General features: G+C 53.1%; 14 protein-coding genes. 8 read left to right on the top strand and 6 right to left on the bottom strand.

Annotated features, from left to right (window positions below; translation table 11 throughout):
* Positions 1-78 precede the first annotated feature (78 nt).
* Complete coding sequence (gene roxA / locus IB214_RS14030) at positions 79-1200, top strand: [50S ribosomal protein L16]-arginine 3-hydroxylase (RefSeq protein WP_096757404.1); 1122 nt, start codon at positions 79-81, stop codon at positions 1198-1200.
* 105 nt (positions 1201-1305) lie between these two features.
* Here the strand turns inward: roxA and pepT are convergent, their stop codons facing one another.
* Entirely contained in the window at positions 1306-2532 is a 1227-nt protein-coding gene (gene pepT, locus IB214_RS14035) for a peptidase T (RefSeq protein ID WP_096757405.1), read from the bottom strand.
* A gap of 250 nt (positions 2533-2782) precedes the next feature.
* Here pepT and potA point away from each other — a divergent pair, with 250 nt between their 5' ends.
* From potA to IB214_RS14060, 5 genes are all read left to right on the top strand, one after another.
* Positions 2783-3919, top strand: coding sequence for a spermidine/putrescine ABC transporter ATP-binding protein PotA (gene potA, locus IB214_RS14040; RefSeq protein ID WP_096757406.1), 1137 nt, complete (start codon positions 2783-2785; stop codon positions 3917-3919).
* A complete protein-coding gene (gene potB, locus IB214_RS14045; protein WP_096757407.1) occupies positions 3903-4760 on the top strand; it encodes a spermidine/putrescine ABC transporter permease PotB in 858 nt (285 codons plus the stop codon). Before potA ends, potB begins: the two co-directional genes overlap by 17 nt.
* Positions 4757-5536: a spermidine/putrescine ABC transporter permease PotC gene (gene potC, locus IB214_RS14050; protein ID WP_003030794.1), complete on the top strand. Its 780-nt coding sequence runs from the start codon at positions 4757-4759 to the stop codon at positions 5534-5536. Before potB ends, potC begins: the two co-directional genes overlap by 4 nt.
* A gap of 154 nt (positions 5537-5690) precedes the next feature.
* The gene (potD, locus tag IB214_RS14055; RefSeq protein WP_117341988.1) at positions 5691-6737 is read left to right on the top strand and encodes a spermidine/putrescine ABC transporter substrate-binding protein PotD; all 1047 of its coding nucleotides are present in this window, start codon (positions 5691-5693) and stop codon (positions 6735-6737) included.
* 173 nt (positions 6738-6910) lie between these two features.
* Positions 6911-7417, top strand: coding sequence for a methyltransferase (locus IB214_RS14060; RefSeq protein ID WP_117341955.1), 507 nt, complete (start codon positions 6911-6913; stop codon positions 7415-7417).
* A gap of 21 nt (positions 7418-7438) precedes the next feature.
* Here IB214_RS14060 and cobB read toward each other — a convergent pair whose 3' ends face one another.
* The 5 genes from cobB to lolC are packed head-to-tail and all read right to left on the bottom strand — an operon-like array spanning position 7439 to position 12343.
* Positions 7439-8260 (bottom strand): Sir2 family NAD+-dependent deacetylase, encoded by an 822-nt coding sequence (gene cobB, locus IB214_RS14065; protein WP_115258740.1) that lies wholly within the window; start codon positions 8258-8260, stop codon positions 7439-7441.
* A gap of 15 nt (positions 8261-8275) precedes the next feature.
* Positions 8276-9187, bottom strand: coding sequence for an N-acetylglucosamine kinase (gene nagK, locus IB214_RS14070; protein ID WP_096757410.1), 912 nt, complete (start codon positions 9185-9187; stop codon positions 8276-8278).
* An 18-nt stretch (positions 9188-9205) separates the two neighbouring features.
* Entirely contained in the window at positions 9206-10450 is a 1245-nt protein-coding gene (lolE, locus tag IB214_RS14075; RefSeq protein ID WP_096757411.1) for a lipoprotein-releasing ABC transporter permease subunit LolE, read from the bottom strand.
* Positions 10450-11151 (bottom strand): lipoprotein-releasing ABC transporter ATP-binding protein LolD, encoded by a 702-nt coding sequence (lolD, locus tag IB214_RS14080; protein WP_115258741.1) that lies wholly within the window; start codon positions 11149-11151, stop codon positions 10450-10452. The genes lolE and lolD overlap by 1 nt, the downstream gene beginning before the upstream one ends.
* Positions 11144-12343, bottom strand: coding sequence for a lipoprotein-releasing ABC transporter permease subunit LolC (gene lolC, locus IB214_RS14085; protein WP_117341987.1), 1200 nt, complete (start codon positions 12341-12343; stop codon positions 11144-11146). Before lolC ends, lolD begins: the two co-directional genes overlap by 8 nt.
* Before the next feature lie 261 nt (positions 12344-12604).
* On the opposite strand from lolC, the gene IB214_RS14090 reads away from it, so the two are divergent.
* Positions 12605-13669: an acyltransferase family protein gene (locus IB214_RS14090; RefSeq protein ID WP_117341954.1), complete on the top strand. Its 1065-nt coding sequence runs from the start codon at positions 12605-12607 to the stop codon at positions 13667-13669.
* A gap of 117 nt (positions 13670-13786) precedes the next feature.
* Positions 13787-17233, top strand: coding sequence for a transcription-repair coupling factor (gene mfd / locus IB214_RS14095; RefSeq protein WP_115258743.1), 3447 nt, complete (start codon positions 13787-13789; stop codon positions 17231-17233).
* Positions 17234-17240: the final 7 nt, after the last annotated feature.

Here is a 17240-nt window from a genome sequence, read left to right on the forward strand (position 1 = left end):
ATATTTATGTACCGGGATCACTTATCCGGTTAAGCATCCGTTATAATCGGAGCAACCAACAGTCTGCGGATGCGCATTATGGAATACCAATTAAACCTCAACTGGCCCGACTTTCTCGAACGCCACTGGCAAAAGCGCCCGGTGGTCTTAAAGCGTGGTTTTACAAACTTTATCGATCCGCTGTCCCCTGATGAACTGGCCGGACTGGCGATGGAAAGTGAAGTCGACAGCCGACTGGTCAGCCATCAGGACGGTAAATGGCAGGTGAGCCACGGTCCATTCGAAAGCTATGACCATCTCGGCGAGAACAACTGGTCGCTGCTGGTCCAGGCCGTCAACCACTGGCACGAACCGACCGCCGCGCTGATGCGTCCGTTTCGCGAATTACCGGACTGGCGTATTGATGACCTGATGATCTCCTTTTCCGTGCCCGGCGGCGGCGTTGGTCCGCACCTGGATCAGTACGATGTGTTTATCATTCAAGGCACCGGTCGTCGTCGCTGGCGCGTAGGCGAAAAACTCCAGCTAAAACAACACTGCCCGCACCCGGATCTGCTGCAGGTTGATCCGTTCGAGGCCATCATTGATGAGGAGCTGGAGCCGGGTGATATTCTGTATATCCCGCCAGGATTCCCGCACGAAGGCTACGCGCTGGAAAACGCGATGAACTATTCTGTCGGTTTCCGCGCCCCGAACGCCCGGGAGTTAATCAGCGGATTCGCCGATTACGTTCTGCAACGTGAGCTGGGCAGCACCTATTACAGCGACCCGGACCTGCCGCCGCGCGACCATCCGGCGGATGTTCTGCCACAAGAAATGGATAAACTGCGTGAAATGATGCTGGGGCTGATTAATCAACCTGAACATTTCAAACAGTGGTTTGGGGAGTTTATTTCCCAGTCGCGTCATGAGCTGGATGTCGCCCCGCCGGAGCCACCTTATCAGCCCGACGAAATCTACGACGCGCTGAAACAAGGGGATGTGCTGGTACGTCTGGGCGGATTACGCGTTATCCGTGTCGGCGACGAGGTTTACGTCAACGGTGAAAAAATTAACTCACCGCATCGCCCTGCCCTCGAGGCGCTGGCCAGCCATATTGTGCTGACAGCCGAGAACTTTGAAGATGCGCTGGAAGATCCGTCTTTCCTCGCCATGCTGGCCGCGCTGGTTAACAGCGGATACTGGTTCTTCGAAGGGTAAATTAGTAGTGACTGCGCCGGATGGCGCTTCGCTTATCCGGCCCACGGAATGAGGTATCTGTAGGCCGGATAAGGCGCAAGCCACCATCCGGCCTCTACACACTCTTTATTTTTGTTTCGCGGCCAATTCGGCAATACGCACGATCACCTGCACCGCTTTTTCCATTCCTTCCAGCGTCACAAACTCATGTTTACCATGATAGTTGTAGCCGCCGGTGAACAGATTCGGGCACGGTAATCCCATAAACGACAGCTGCGCACCGTCAGTGCCGCCACGAATAGGTTTCAGCACAGGCTCAATGTCGCAATCACGCATCGCCTGCTGGGCAATATCCAGCACGTGGGGGTGCTCAATCACTTTCTCGCGCATATTGTAATAGCTATCTTCAATCACCAGTTCGATATAGCAGTCCGGGTGTAACCCTTTGCCAACCTTTTTGGCGATCTCCATAATTTTACGTTTGCGCGCTTCAAACTGTTTACGGTCAAAATCACGGATAATGTAGTGCATGTCCGCCCGGTCAACGGTGCCTTTCATACTCGCCAGATGGTAAAAACCTTCGTAACCTTCGGTCGTTTCCGGGCTTTCATCTGCCGGAACCTCTGCGTGGATACGAGCAGCCAGCGACAGCGCATTCACCATCACCCCTTTTGCGGTACCAGGGTGCACATTGTTACCAACGATTTTGATATTGACCGACGCCGCGTTGAAGTTTTCAAACTCCAGTTCACCCACGCCACCCCCATCAACGGTGTAAGCCCACTTCGCATCAAATGCGGCGACGTCAAAGTGCTTCGCCCCTTTACCCACCTCTTCGTCGGGCGTAAAGGCCACACGAATATCGCCATGGGGAATGTTTTTATGCTTCAACACAGCCAGCGCGGTCACTATCTCCGCCACTCCGGCTTTGTCGTCCGCACCCAGCAGGGTTTTACCGTCGGTGGTGATCAACGTTTGTCCCAAAAGTTGATGTAACACCGGGAACATCACCGGCGACAGAACTTCGTCACCAATGCCTAACGCAATATCGCCCCCACGGTAGTTTTCAACAATTTGCGGGTTGACGTTTTTACCCGTGAAATCCGGTGAGGTATCGACATGAGAAATAAAGCCAATCGCGGGAATATCACCGGCAACGTTTGCGGGTAACGTTGCCATCAGTGTTCCCTTCTCACTTAATGAAACGTTAACCAGCCCCATTTCTTCAAGCTGTTGTTTGAGCAGCTGTAATAGCTTCCACTGCCCCTCAGTGCTGGGTACCTGCCGCACACCCGATTTGGACTGAGTGTCCAGCGACACGTAGTGTAAAAAACGCTCAAGTAGTTTATCCATGCAGTCACCCTCACTTTTCGTGACAACATTATCAATAAGCAAGAAAAGACAAATATTGCGTCAGGTCATTTTTATCCCCGCAAGTGAGAATATTTGTCTCTGACACCCCTTCTGACTATAAGGGTAAGTCAGTAATTCGCAACAAGGATTGGCGATTACAATGGTTTGCCGTAGAATAATCGCCCTCATTAAGAGTCATCAAGGTGGTTAACCACAAACCCCGCAGCGGTCAGCCATCCGTTGCGTTTACATGGGACAGAGTAAAAAATTGAATAAACAACCGCGTTCGCTTTCTCCACTGGTGCAATTAGCGGGAATTCGCAAAAGTTTCGATGGCAAAGAGGTGATTTCCGACCTGGATTTGACCATCAACAATGGCGAATTTCTCACGCTGCTCGGCCCCTCTGGCTGCGGTAAAACAACCGTTCTTCGCCTGATTGCGGGTCTTGAAACGGTTGATTCCGGTCATATCATGCTGGACAACCAGGATATCACTCACGTACCTGCGGAAAACCGCTATGTGAACACCGTATTCCAAAGTTATGCGTTATTCCCCCACATGACCGTGTTCGAGAATGTGGCCTTCGGTTTGCGCATGCAAAAGACCCCGACTGCCGACATTCAACCTCGCGTCACCGAAGCCTTGCGCATGGTGCAACTGGAAGAGTTTGCCCAGCGTAAACCCCATCAACTCTCCGGTGGACAGCAGCAGCGTGTGGCAATTGCCCGTGCAGTGGTCAACAAACCTCGTTTGCTATTGTTAGATGAATCGCTCTCCGCGCTGGACTACAAACTGCGCAAGCAGATGCAGAACGAACTGAAAGCGCTGCAGCGTAAGCTCGGTATCACCTTTGTCTTTGTCACTCACGATCAAGAAGAAGCGCTGACCATGTCAGACCGTATCGTGGTGATGCGTGACGGCAAAATTGAGCAGGACGGCACGCCGCGAGAAATTTACGAAGAGCCGAAAAATCTGTTCGTCGCCGGGTTTATCGGTGAGATCAATATGTTCAACGCGACGGTGATTGAACGTCTGGATGAACAACGCGTTCGTGCTAACGTTGAAGGTCGAGAGTGCAACATCTACGTGAATTTCGCCGTTACGCCGGGACAAAAACTGCATGTTTTGCTGCGTCCGGAAGATCTGCGCGTAGATGAGATCAACGATGACAACCACATCGAAGGACTTATCGGCTACGTGCGTGAGCGCAACTACAAAGGCATGACGCTGGAGTCGGTTGTCGAACTAGAAAATGGCAAGATGGTGATGGTTAGCGAATTCTTCAACGAAGACGATCCTGACTTCGATCACTCTCTGGACCAGAAAATGGCCATTAACTGGGTAGAAAGTTGGGAGGTCGTACTGGCTGATGAAGAACACAAGTAAATTCCAGAGTGTGGTGATCGTCACCATTGTCGGTTGGCTTGTGTTATTTGTCTTCCTGCCCAACCTGATGATCATTGGCACCAGCTTTTTGACCCGTGACGATGCGAATTTCGTCAAAATGGTCTTTACGCTGGAAAACTATGCTCGCCTGCTCGATCCGCTCTACTTTGAGGTGTTGATTCACTCCCTCAATATGGCGCTGATTGCCACGTTCGCCTGCCTGGTGCTCGGCTATCCGTTTGCCTGGTTTTTGGTAAAACTGCCGGAAAAAGTGCGTCCACTGCTGCTGTTCCTGCTGATTGTTCCGTTCTGGACCAACTCGCTTATTCGCATCTATGGACTCAAAATTTTCCTCAGTACCAAAGGCTATCTCAACGAGTTTCTGCTGTGGCTCGGGGTCATTGATACCCCTATTCGCATTATGTTCACCCCCAGCGCGGTCATTATCGGCCTCGTTTACATCCTGCTGCCGTTTATGGTTATGCCGCTTTATTCCAGCATTGAGAAACTCGATAAGCCGCTACTGGAAGCCGCGCGCGATCTGGGTGCCAGCAAATTTCAGACCTTCACCCGCATCATCATTCCGCTGACCATGCCGGGAATTATCGCCGGTTGCCTGCTAGTGATGCTGCCAGCCATGGGGTTATTTTACGTGTCTGATCTAATGGGCGGCGCGAAAAACCTGCTGATTGGTAACGTGATAAAAGTTCAGTTCCTGAACATTCGTGACTGGCCGTTTGGTGCCGCCACCAGCATTACCCTGACCATCGTGATGGGACTGATGTTATTAGTTTACTGGCGCGCCTCCCGCTTGCTGAATAAAAAGGTGGAACTCGAATGATCGGTCGACTGCTTCGCGGTGGTTTCATGACCGCCATCTACGCGTATCTGTACATTCCAATCATTATTTTGATTGTGAACTCCTTTAACAGCTCGCGCTTTGGCATCAACTGGCAAGGCTTTACCACTAAATGGTACGGCCTGCTGATGAACAACGACAGCCTGCTGCAGGCGGCACAGCATTCACTGACGATGGCCGTATTATCCGCAACCTTTGCCACCCTGATCGGCTCACTGACGGCGGTTGCGCTTTACCGCTACCGTTTTCGCGGTAAACCGTTTGTCAGCGGTATGCTGTTCGTGGTGATGATGTCGCCGGATATCGTGATGGCGATTTCACTGCTGGTGCTGTTTATGCTGATCGGTATTCAACTGGGGTTCTGGTCGTTGCTGTTCTCGCATATCACCTTCTGTTTACCTTTTGTGGTGGTGACAGTGTACTCACGCCTGAAAGGATTCGATGTGCGTATGCTGGAAGCCGCAAAAGACCTGGGCGCCAGCGAAGTCACCATTCTGCGCAAAATCATTCTGCCGCTGGCGATGCCAGCGGTCGCTGCGGGCTGGTTACTGAGCTTTACCCTGTCGATGGATGACGTAGTTGTTTCATCGTTCGTCACTGGACCAGGTTATGAAATTCTGCCGTTAAAAATCTACTCAATGGTTAAAGTCGGCGTGTCACCAGAAGTTAATGCGCTGGCCACCATTTTGTTGGTTCTGTCGCTGGTCATGGTTATCGCCAGCCAGCTTATTGCACGTGATAAAACTAAAGGCCGCTAACAGGCCCATACCCTATGGATTTCGAGTTGCATTGAGGCGGCAAGCTCGTGAGTCCCCAGGAACATAGATAACTATGTTCCTGGGGTGAACTAGCGTAGCCAACAAAAATGCGGCTTGAAAGACGACGGGTATGTTATTCAGGGGACGTTAAATGATGAAACAATGGTCACGCCACCTGCTCGCCGCGGGTGCTCTGGCACTGGGTATGAACACCGCCACAGCCTCCGACAACAACACGCTCTATTTCTACAACTGGACCGAATACGTTCCGCCAGGACTGCTGGAGCAGTTCACGAAAGAGACCGGTATTAAGGTTATCTATTCGACCTACGAGTCGAACGAAACCATGTATGCCAAACTCAAAACGTATAAAGACGGCGCCTACGATCTGGTGGTTCCCTCCACCTACTACGTGGATAAAATGCGCAAAGAAGGCATGATCCAGAAGATTGATAAGACCAAGCTCACCAACTTCAACAATCTCGATCCGGACATGCTCAACAAGCCGTTTGACCCAAATAACGACTACTCCATTCCGTATATCTGGGGAGCAACGGCTATTGGCGTCAATAGCGATGTCATTGATCCGAAAACTGTGACCAGCTGGGCCGATCTGTGGAAACCGGAATACAAAGGCAGCCTGCTGTTAACCGATGATGCGCGTGAAGTGTTCCAGGTAGCGCTACGCAAGCTGGGCTACTCCGGTAACACCACCGACCCGAAAGAGATTGAAGCCGCGTATAACGAGCTGAAGAAACTGATGCCTAACGTCGCGGCGTTTAACTCAGACAACCCGGCAAACCCGTATATGGAAGGTGAAGTCAACCTCGGTATGGTGTGGAACGGCTCGGCATTCGTCGCGCGTCAGGCAGGCACGCCGCTGGAAGTCGTGTGGCCGAAAGAAGGCGGCATTTTCTGGATGGACAGTCTGTCTATTCCGGCGAACGCCAAAAACAAAGAAGGCGCGCTGAAGTTGATTAACTTCCTGCTGCGCCCGGATGTCGCAAAAGAAGTGGCCGAAACCATCGGTTACCCAACGCCAAACCTGGCGGCACGTAAACTGCTCAGCCCGGAAGTGGCCAATGATAAAACGCTCTATCCTGATGCAGAGACTATCAATAAAGGGGAGTGGCAGAACGATGTCGGCTCCGCTAGCACAATTTATGAAGAGTACTATCAGAAGCTGAAAGCAGGACGCTAATCCCCTTATAACCCGGCGACACTTAGCTGCGCCGGGTTATTACCTGCATTCCTGTGTCGGCTAGATCATACCCAGGCTCCGGGGAAAATACCTTTTCTACACCTTTTGACTGATATCACCTACTCTGCCAACGGCTACGCTTACACTATCCCAACTCTGCTTTGAGGCTCCCAATGGCAACGCTATGGATGCTACTTGAGCTGGCTAACCTCATCATATTCACCCTTTTTATACTGCCCCGTCGGCAGCCAGCTGACGCTCGCCCGTTACTGCCGTTCATCGCAACGCAACTGCTACGGCTCACTTTTTTTATACCGATTCTGGCGTTTGGTTACAGCCTGTTTTTCGAGCACCTCATTAGCGCTGTGGATTGGGTATATCTGGCGATTGCCATTATCGGCAATGTGTTAGTCATCAAAGGGAAATGGGATCTGGGCGGGAGTCATACATGGACAGGCTACTATTTACCGAACGCAAAACGCGTCTCGCGCGGCATTTTCGCCTGGATTGCTCACCCAATGTACACCGGAATTATTTTAGTCATTATTTCATGCAGTATGGTCTACATCACCCGGCTGCCCATGTGGTTGAGCGGGTTGGCATTGACCTGCTGTTTTTACATTATTGGATTTTTGATTCTGGCGGCTCTGCGTGAGAACCGCCATCTGACACAAGCTTAAACAAGGAGGGATTTAAACCGATTACAGCCCTTTCAATAACTTCTCAACAAACTCAGGCACCACCTGGCTTGCCGGACCGTAATACTTTTCTTCGAACTCGCTGCCTACCTGGCTCGGCTCAAGGTTAAGTTCCACCGTATGCGCCCCGTGCAGGCGCGCTTCGTGTACAAATCCGGCCGCCGGATAAACATGCCCGGACGTACCGATCGCGATGAACACATCCGCCATCGCCAGCGCCATATAGATTTCATCCATCCCCAAGGGCATTTCGCCAAACCACACGACGTGCGGGCGCAACGGTGCCGGAAACTGGCAGCAATGGCACTTATCTTCCGGGGTCACATCTCCCGTCCAGTCCAGGATCTGTCCGCTTTGCGAACAGCGCACTTTGAGCAGTTCACCGTGCATATGGATGACGTTCTGGCTACCGGCGCGCTCATGCAGGTTATCGATATTCTGCGTCACCAGTAAAAAGCGGTCGCCCAGCTCTGCTTCAAGTTTTGCCAGCGCAATGTGCGCCGCGTTGGGTTGGATTTCAGGCTGTTGTAGCTGAAGACGACGTGCGTTATAAAACGACTGCACAAGTCCGGGGTTACGCGAAAATCCTTCCGGAGTCGCCACGTCTTCCACCCGATGTTCTTCCCAGAGACCATCCGCAGCGCGGAAGGTACGAATACCCGATTCGGCGGAGATCCCCGCCCCCGTCAGGACTAATACTCTTGGTTTTTCCATCAATTCAGGCACCACTCTGTCTCTGAAAAAGATCCGTTGACGCAGGCGATCGCGCATATGGCGTTTATTTTTACGAAAACGGCTTAACCGATGACCCCGACGCGACAGCATAACAACCTCTTTGTATTAATCGGTAAGATGTAGGAAAGCAGCTCCACGCATTCCACCCGCATCACCATGGCGTGCCCGTTCAATACGCGGCACGCGGGCAACCGGCAATAAATGGCGTGGCAAACGGTCTGCCAGTTGCGCCGTTATCGCGGTAAAATTCGACAAACCACCGCCAATGACCACTAAATCCGGATCAACGATAGTCAGAATATTCCCCAGACACACCGCCAGCAAATCGAGATAGCGTTCGACGTGGGCAAGCGCCTGTTCATCACCCTGCTCCCAGAGCGCGATAATTTCACGGGCGTCCAGCGGTTGATGGGTGTAATGCTGATACAGCCAGGCAAATCCGCCACCGGAAAGGTAGCTCTCGATGCAGCCTAACTGACCGCATCCACAGCGACGCAGCGGGAAGTCAAATCCCATTAGCGTTAACGCATCTACCGGCAGGCGTATGTGACCAAACTCACCGGTAATATAGCTGCGTCCGGTGATGGATTTACCGTTCAGCACCAGGCCGCCGCCAACCCCCGTGCCGAGGATTAACCCCATCACTAACGGGTACTGGGTGAATTCATCATCCCAGGCTTCGGAGAGGGCAAAACAGTTAGCATCGTTGTCCAGACGCACATCGCGGTCCAGTCGCGCGCTGAGGTCGGTACGCAGAGGTTTTCCACTGGCAGCAGGAACGTTAGCGGCATATAACGTACCGTCTTCGGTTTCTGGCATACCGGGAATACCAATTCCCACTGAACCTTTAACGCCAAATCGCTGGTCGGCCTCCGTCACCAGGTCGCACACCGCATCGAGGAAAGCATCATAGCTATCGCGCGGCGTAGGAACACGTTTTTCCCATTGCAAACGGCGTTGATTATCGAAGACGCCTAACGCAATTTTTGTCCCGCCAATATCAAACCCGTAGTACATCACCGCTCCTTTTTATTGTTACTGGCCGCTTAGCACTCTCGCAGGATCAATATTACTGGCGCGACGCGCCGGATACCAACTCGCCAACAGACTCAGCAATAATGCTGTAACCAGCACGTAAATAACGTCCAGCCAGTGTAATTCCGATGGCAAGAAGTCAATAAAATAGATATCACCGGACAGGAACTGATGGCCAATAAGCGCCTCAATACCGTTAATAATCGGCGTCAGTTGCAGCGAAACGACGATGCCAATCACGACGCCAATCAGGCTACCAAACAGTCCTGCCAGCAAGCCATACCAGACAAAAATGGCACGGATCAGCCCGTCTTTCGCGCCCAATGTTCTTAATACCGCAATATCGCCGCTCTTGTCTTTTACCGCCATCACTAACGTCGAAACAATATTAAAACAGGCGACACCTATCACCAGCACCATCGCCAGGTACATAATGGCGCGGATCATCTGAATATCACGATACATATAGCCGTAAGTACCAATCCAGCTTTTAATGTAAACGTAATTATTGGTCACTTCACCGGCATCTCTGACCAGCTTATTCGCATTGAAGACGTCGTTAACCTTCAGCGCAATACCCGACACGCTGGACCCCATATCCAGATACTGCTGCGCATCTTCCATTGGGATCATTGCAAAGCTGTGGTCAAGCTGGCCGCTCAACTGCAAAATACCGATGACGTGTAACCGTACGCGCTTGGGTTGCATCAGTTTGTGATCGGCACTGGCGTTAGGGATCATGATTGACACCCAGTCACCCTGCTTCACCTTCAGCGCATCAGCAATCCCTTTCCCTATGATTATCTGCTGCTCACCGGCTTTGAAATTATCCCAGGCATGGTTCTGTACAAACGTAGGCAGCGCACTCAAACGTTGTTCCTGTTTGGGATCGACACCTTTCACCTGCACCGCGCGTAAATTTGCGCCACTTTCCACCAGCCCGGTAAAGTTGATATAGGGCGCCGCAGCGGCAATGCCCGGCACTTTCTGTACTTTATCCAGCGCTTCCTGCCAGTTGTTCCAGGGCTGGTTAACCGCTTCAATCTCGCCGTGCGGGACAACGGCCAGAATGCGGTTGTTCAACTCGCGCTCAAATCCGTTCATCGCGCTCAAACCGACAATCAAGACCGCCACACCCAACGCGATACCGATGGTAGAAATCACAGAGATCAGCGAGACCATGCCCCCACGCCGCCGACCACGGCTAAAGCGTAAGCCAATCAATAACGATAAAGGCGCAGCCATTACTCAGCTCCCATCAGGCTCAGTTCGGCCGTCAGGCGACCATCGCGCATTTCAAGCTGGCGGCTCATGCGCTTCGCCAACTGCAGATCGTGGGTCACCACCAAAAATGCCGTCCCCTGAGAGCGATTCAGCTCACCCAGAAGCTCGAAAATACTGTCAGCGTTGCGCGCATCAAGGTTACCGGTGGGTTCATCTGCCAGCACCAGACGTGGGTTATTGACCAGCGCACGGGCAATCGCCACGCGCTGGCGCTCACCGCCCGACAGCTCAGACGGGCGATGGCTGGCACGATGATCCAACCCTACCGCTTTCAGCATATTGCGTGCACGCTCGGTAATTTCAGCCGGTTTTTTCTTGCCAATAAGTAGCGGCATCGCCACGTTTTCCAGCGCGGTAAAGTCCGGCAGCAGATGGTGAAACTGGTAAATAAAGCCGAGCTTTTGATTACGCAGTTCCGCTTTTGCCGTCGAAGAGAGTTTACTCATCGGCTGTCCGCTAAAAATAACGTCGCCCGACGTTGGCGTATCCAGTCCGCCCAGCAGATGCAGCAACGTACTCTTACCGGATCCAGAGCTGCCGACAATCGCCACCGTTTCACCCTCGCCAACGCTAAAGCTGACATCGTGCAGCACATCAGTTTGCACGGTGCCTTCCTGATAGCGTTTGCACAGGTTGTCGCATTGCAACAGGATCTTATTCATAACGTAAAGCCTCAGCGGGTTGAGTGGCGGCGGCGCGCCAGGAAGGATAAAGCGTAGACAGCAGCGCAATGGCCATGGCCACCAGCGCAATGACGACAACCTGTAACGGCTCAATGGCAACCGGCAGCGCAGCGCCATCCAGTAATGCCCCAATGATCGGCATCAGGTTGTTCAGTTGGCTGGCAAGTAATGCCCCCAACGCGGCACCCAGTAGCGCGCCAATAATCCCGGCGCTGGCCCCCTGCACCATAAACACCATCATGATTTGCCGCGGCGTAAGTCCCTGGGTTTGTAAAATCGCCACTTCGCCTTGCTTCTCCATGACCATCAGGCCCAACGAGGTAATAATGTTAAACGCCGCGACCGCCACGATCAGGCTCAACAGCAGCCCCATCATGTTTTTTTCCATCCGCACAGCCTGGAATAATTCCCCTTTGCGCTCACGCCAATCCTGCCATTTGGTGCCTTGCGGCAGCGTTTGCTGGCTCAACGTGTCGACCTTCAGCGGTTCATTCAGCCACAAACGCCAGCCGGTAATATTGCCCGCCGGGTAGCGCATCAGGCGTGACGCATCCTGAATATTGGTCAACATCTGATAGCCATCGACTTCACTGTTGGCGGCAAAGGTGCCAATTACCGTAAACAAACGCTGGCTTGGCAGACGTCCCATCGGCGTGAACTGGCTGGCTGACGGCACCATAACGCGGATTTGATCGCCACGATTCACGCCCAACTGACCGGCAAGCTGCTCGCCAAGGATGACATTATACTTACCCGGCTCGAGATCGGTTTGCTTCACATTGACCAAATACGGCGTAAGCGGATCTTTTTGCGTCGGGTCGATGCCCAGCATCACGCCAACCGCTACGCTGCGCGCGCTTTGCAGAACCACATCACCGGTTGTCAGCGGGGCAATACGATTGACACCGCTCAGCTTCACCGCGTTTTCCGGCAGCTGTTGCGGGTTCAGAGAACCCTGCTCTGACGAGAGAATGGCCTGAGGCATCAGGCCAAGAATATTATTTTGCAGCTCACGCTCGAAACCGTTCATCACCGACAATACCGTGACCAGCGCCATTACCCCAAGAGTAATGCCAATGGTGGAAAGCCAAGAAACAAAACGACCGAAGCGATCTGCTGCACGCCCACGCATATAACGCAGGCCGATGAATAGAGCGACAGGTTGATACATGAAATCCGTCTGGTTGCTGTTAGCAAAGTCACGAGTATATAAGCGAAAGCGGAATGGGTAAATGACTGAACCGTAAGTGTTCGTCAGCATTATTCTGAAAAGCATAAACAAATCAATTCGCTAAAGTGAACCACCTGCTCATCAAGCCTAATACCTGATCTTTATCTGAAAAAACAAAAATGCAGACGGTTACGCATTACAGCGACGCCTGCCATCCGCAGGATAGCAGGTCATGTTTAACACTACGGATACGTCGACGTAATGATAAAAAAAGAGCTATGGATTAACCAAATCAAAGGGTTATGTATTTGCCTGGTGGTCATTTACCATTCCGTGATTACCTTTTACCCCCATCTCACCAGTTTTCAGCATCCGCTGTCAGAACTGCTGACCAAGTGCTGGATTTACCTCAATCTTTACCTGGCTCCGTTTCGCATGCCGGTGTTTTTCTTTATTTCGGGATATCTGATCCGTCGATACATCGATGGCGTGGGCTGGACGACCTGCGTAGATAAACGGATCTGGAATATTGCCTGGGTACTGCTGCTGTGGGGAATGGTGCAATGGCTGGCACTCACCATGCTCAATCACTGGCTGGCACCAGAACGCGATCTGAGCCAGGCCGCCAACGCCGCGTATGCCGGTTCCGTCGGCGACTTTTCCTGGGGCATGCTGACCGCCAGCACCAGCTTATGGTATCTGTATGCGCTGCTCGTCTACTTCATTCTGTGCAAACTGTTCAGCCGCTGGGCGCTGCCGCTGCTGGCTCTGTTCGTATTGCTCAGTGTGGCGGTCAATTTTTTTCCGACGCCGTGGTGGGGAATGAATAGCGTGATACGTAATCTGGCGTATTACAGTCTCGGGGCATGGTTTGGCAGCACGCTGATGTCAGGGATTAAAGAGGTTCCGCTGCGCCGCCACCCGATCCTGTGCTCGTTGACGATGATTCTGGCGGTCATCGCATGGCTGGCCAACGTTTCGCTGCTGCTTTCATTGGTTTCCATTGTGCTGATCATGAAGCTGTTTTATCAGTTCGAGCAACGCTTCGGTATGCGTGCGGCCAGCCCATTAAGCGTGATCGGCTCTAACACAATCGCCATCTACACAACCCACCGAATTTTGGTCGAACTGTTCAGCTTAACGCTGATTCCCGTCATCAATCATGCTAAATGGTCTGCGCATGCAGAACTGGCCCTGCTGCTGATTTATCCGTTTGTCTGTTTGCTGCTGTGTACTTTGTTTGGCCTGCTGGTACGCAAAATTTCACAAAAAACCGTTGCCGACCTGCTGTTTTCCCCACCCTCTTTATCGGCCGCCTCGCGCTAACCTTAACGCGCTTTTTGCCCCCATCAGGGGGCGAATCAATTTGCTTATGAGAAACGTTTGCGGATAATAAGAACATTGCTTATCAGACGTATATCTAAACGAGATCCTGACAACCTAATGCCTGAACAACATCGTTACACGCTCCCGGCGAAAGCTGGCGATCAGCGCCAGTTAGGTGAACTTACCGGTGCCGCCTGTGCCACGCTGGTGGCAGACATTGCCGAACACCACGCCGGCCCCGTGGTACTCATCGCACCTGACATGCAAAATGCCCTGCGCCTGCATGACGAAATTCGCCAGTTTACTGACCAGATGGTGATGAACCTCGCGGACTGGGAAACGCTCCCGTACGACAGTTTTTCTCCGCATCAGGAAATCATCTCCTCGCGGCTCTCCACGCTATATCAACTGCCGTCCATGCAGCGCGGCGTGCTGATCGTACCGGTCAACACGCTGATGCAACGTGTGTGTCCGCACAGCTATCTGCACGGTCACGCGCTGGTGATGAAAAAAGGTCAGCGTTTATCGCGTGACGCGCTGCGTGAACAGCTGGAAAGTGCCGGTTATCGCCACGTTGATCAAGTCATGGAACACGGTGAATATGCCACGCGCGGTGCACTGCTGGATCTGTTCCCGATGGGCAGCGAGTTTCCCTATCGTCTTGATTTTTTTGATGATGAAATTGACAGCTTGCGTCTGTTTGATACCGATACCCAGCGCACGCTGGAAGAAGTCGACGCCATTAATTTGCTGCCCGCGCACGAATTCCCCACCGATAAAACGGCTATCGAACTGTTTCGCAGCCAGTGGCGCGACACCTTTGAGGTGAAACGCGACGCGGAACATATTTATCAGCAGGTCAGTAAAGGTACGCTTCCTGCCGGGATCGAATACTGGCAGCCGCTGTTTTTCAGCGAGCCGTTGCCGCCGCTATTCAGCTACTTTCCGGCCAATACGCTGCTGGTGAATACCGGCGATCTAGAAACCAGCGCCGAGCGCTTTCAGGCCGACACGCTGTCGCGCTTTGAGAATCGGGGCGTTGACCCGATGCGTCCACTTCTGCCGCCGGAATCACTGTGGCTGCGGGTGGATGAGCTGTTCTCTGAACTTAAACGCTGGCCCCGCGTTCAACTGAAAACCGAGAGCCTGCCGAAAAAAGCGGCGAATACCAACCTCGGGTTCCAGAAGCTGCCAGACCTTGCCGTCCAGGCGCAGCAAAAAGCGCCGTTGGACGCATTACGTAAGTTCCTTGAAGCCTTTACCGGTCCGGTGATTTTCTCGGTAGAAAGTGAAGGCCGTCGCGAAGCTCTCGGTGAACTGCTCGCCCGTATCAAGATTGCGCCGAAGCGCATTTTGCGCCTCGATGAAGCGGTCGATGCCGGTCGTTATCTGATGATTGGCTCGGCGGAACACGGGTTTATTGATAGCAAACGTAATCTGGCGCTGATCTGCGAAAGCGATCTCCTCGGCGAGCGCGTGGCGCGCCGTCGTCAGGATTCGCGTCGCACCATCAACCCCGATACCTTAATCCGCAACCTGGCGGAGTTGCACCCCGGTCAGCCGGTGGTGCATCTGGAGCACGGCGTGGGGCGCTACGCCGGCATGACCACGCTGGAAGCAGGCGGTATCACCGCTGAATACCTGATGCTCACCTACGCCAACGACGCCAAACTGTATGTACCCGTGTCGTCATTACATTTAATCAGCCGTTACGCCGGTGGTGCAGAAGAAAATGCACCGCTGCATAAACTCGGCGGTGACGCCTGGTCACGTGCGCGGCAAAAAGCCGCCGAGAAAGTGCGCGATGTGGCAGCAGAACTGTTGGACATCTACGCCCAGCGTGCGGCGAAAGAAGGCTTTGCCTTTAAGCATGACCGCGAACAGTATCAGCTGTTTTGCGACAGCTTCCCGTTTGAAACCACGCCCGATCAGGCGCAGGCCATTAACGCGGTACTCAGCGATATGTGCCAGCCGCTGGCGATGGACCGTCTGGTCTGCGGCGACGTTGGCTTCGGTAAAACCGAAGTAGCGATGCGCGCCGCCTTCCTTGCCGTCGAGAACCACAAACAGGTCGCCGTACTGGTACCGACCACCCTGCTTGCTCAGCAGCACTTCGACAACTTCCGAGACCGCTTTGCCAACTGGCCGGTACGCATTGAGATGTTGTCGCGTTTTCGTAGCGCCAAAGAGCAAGCGCAGATCCTGGAGCAGGTCGCTGAAGGTAAAATCGATATTCTTATCGGTACCCACAAACTGCTACAAAGCGATGTGAAGCTAAAAGATTTAGGTCTGCTGATCGTCGATGAAGAACACCGCTTCGGCGTGCGGCATAAAGAGCGAATCAAAGCGATGCGCGCTGACGTGGATATTCTGACGCTAACCGCAACGCCGATCCCCCGCACGCTGAATATGGCGATGAGCGGTATGCGCGATCTGTCGATCATTGCCACGCCGCCCGCCCGCCGTCTGGCGGTCAAAACCTTTGTGCGCGAGTATGACAATCTGGTGGTACGCGAAGCCATTCTGCGTGAAGTGCTGCGTGGTGGTCAGGTCTATTATCTGTTCAACGACGTTGAGAACATCCAGAAAACTGCCGACAGGCTGGCAGAACTGGTGCCGGAAGCGCGTATTGCCATCGGGCATGGACAGATGCGCGAGCGCGAGCTGGAACGCGTGATGAACGATTTCCACCACCAGCGATTTAACGTGCTGGTGTGTACCACCATTATCGAAACCGGGATCGACATTCCGACTGCCAACACGATTATCATCGAACGTGCGGACCACTTCGGTCTGGCGCAGCTGCATCAGCTACGTGGTCGCGTGGGACGCTCGCATCACCAGGCCTACGCCTGGCTGCTGACACCGCACCCGAAAGCCATGACCACCGACGCACAAAAACGCCTCGAAGCCATTGCCTCACTGGAAGATTTGGGTGCAGGTTTTGCGTTGGCGACCCACGACCTCGAGATTCGCGGGGCAGGCGAACTGCTGGGTGAAGACCAGAGCGGCTCAATGGAAACCATCGGTTTCTCGCTGTATATGGAGCTGCTGGAGAACGCGGTGGATGCGCTCAAAGAAGGGCGTGAGCCGTCGCTGGAAGATCTCACCAGTCAACAAACCGAAGTGGAACTGCGCATGCCGTCGCTGTTGCCGGATGATTTCATTCCCGATGTGAACACACGACTGTCATTCTATAAACGCATTGCCAGTGCAAAGGGTGAAAATGAACTGGAAGAGATCAAGGTCGAGCTAATCGACCGCTTTGGCCTGCTGCCCGATCCTGCCCGCACGCTGCTGGATATTGCCCGTCTGCGCCAGCAGGCGCAAAAGCTGGGTATCAGAAAGCTCGAGGGTAATGAAAAAGGCGGTACCATTGAATTTGCAGAGAAAAACCACGTCAACCCAGTGTGGCTGATCGGTTTGCTGCAAAAACAACCACAGCACTTCCGCCTGGACGGTCCCACGCGCCTGAAGTTTATTCAGGACCTTGCTGACCGTAAAACGCGTATGGAGTGGGTGCGTCAGTTTATGCGCCAACTGGAAGAAAACGCCGTAGCATAGCCATCAG

The sequence above is a fragment of the Citrobacter sp. C1 genome, from assembly GCF_014596895.2.
Classification (GTDB): domain Bacteria; phylum Pseudomonadota; class Gammaproteobacteria; order Enterobacterales; family Enterobacteriaceae; genus Citrobacter; species Citrobacter gillenii.

What these genes read in the sequence shown, in the direction of transcription:
- roxA (WP_096757404.1), top strand. Translation starts at nt 79, where the DNA reads ATGGAATACCAATTAAACCTCAACTGGCCCGACTTTCTCGAACGCCAC.
- pepT (WP_096757405.1), bottom strand. Translation starts at nt 2,532, where the DNA reads ATGGATAAACTACTTGAGCGTTTTTTACACTACGTGTCGCTGGACACT.
- potA (WP_096757406.1), top strand. Translation starts at nt 2,783, where the DNA reads ATGGGACAGAGTAAAAAATTGAATAAACAACCGCGTTCGCTTTCTCCA.
- potB (WP_096757407.1), top strand. Translation starts at nt 3,903, where the DNA reads ATGAAGAACACAAGTAAATTCCAGAGTGTGGTGATCGTCACCATTGTC.
- potC (WP_003030794.1), top strand. Translation starts at nt 4,757, where the DNA reads ATGATCGGTCGACTGCTTCGCGGTGGTTTCATGACCGCCATCTACGCG.
- potD (WP_117341988.1), top strand. Translation starts at nt 5,691, where the DNA reads ATGAAACAATGGTCACGCCACCTGCTCGCCGCGGGTGCTCTGGCACTG.
- IB214_RS14060 (WP_117341955.1), top strand. Translation starts at nt 6,911, where the DNA reads ATGGCAACGCTATGGATGCTACTTGAGCTGGCTAACCTCATCATATTC.
- cobB (WP_115258740.1), bottom strand. Translation starts at nt 8,260, where the DNA reads ATGCTGTCGCGTCGGGGTCATCGGTTAAGCCGTTTTCGTAAAAATAAA.
- nagK (WP_096757410.1), bottom strand. Translation starts at nt 9,187, where the DNA reads ATGTACTACGGGTTTGATATTGGCGGGACAAAAATTGCGTTAGGCGTC.
- lolE (WP_096757411.1), bottom strand. Translation starts at nt 10,450, where the DNA reads ATGGCTGCGCCTTTATCGTTATTGATTGGCTTACGCTTTAGCCGTGGT.
- lolD (WP_115258741.1), bottom strand. Translation starts at nt 11,151, where the DNA reads ATGAATAAGATCCTGTTGCAATGCGACAACCTGTGCAAACGCTATCAG.
- lolC (WP_117341987.1), bottom strand. Translation starts at nt 12,343, where the DNA reads ATGTATCAACCTGTCGCTCTATTCATCGGCCTGCGTTATATGCGTGGG.
- IB214_RS14090 (WP_117341954.1), top strand. Translation starts at nt 12,605, where the DNA reads ATGATAAAAAAAGAGCTATGGATTAACCAAATCAAAGGGTTATGTATT.
- mfd (WP_115258743.1), top strand. Translation starts at nt 13,787, where the DNA reads ATGCCTGAACAACATCGTTACACGCTCCCGGCGAAAGCTGGCGATCAG.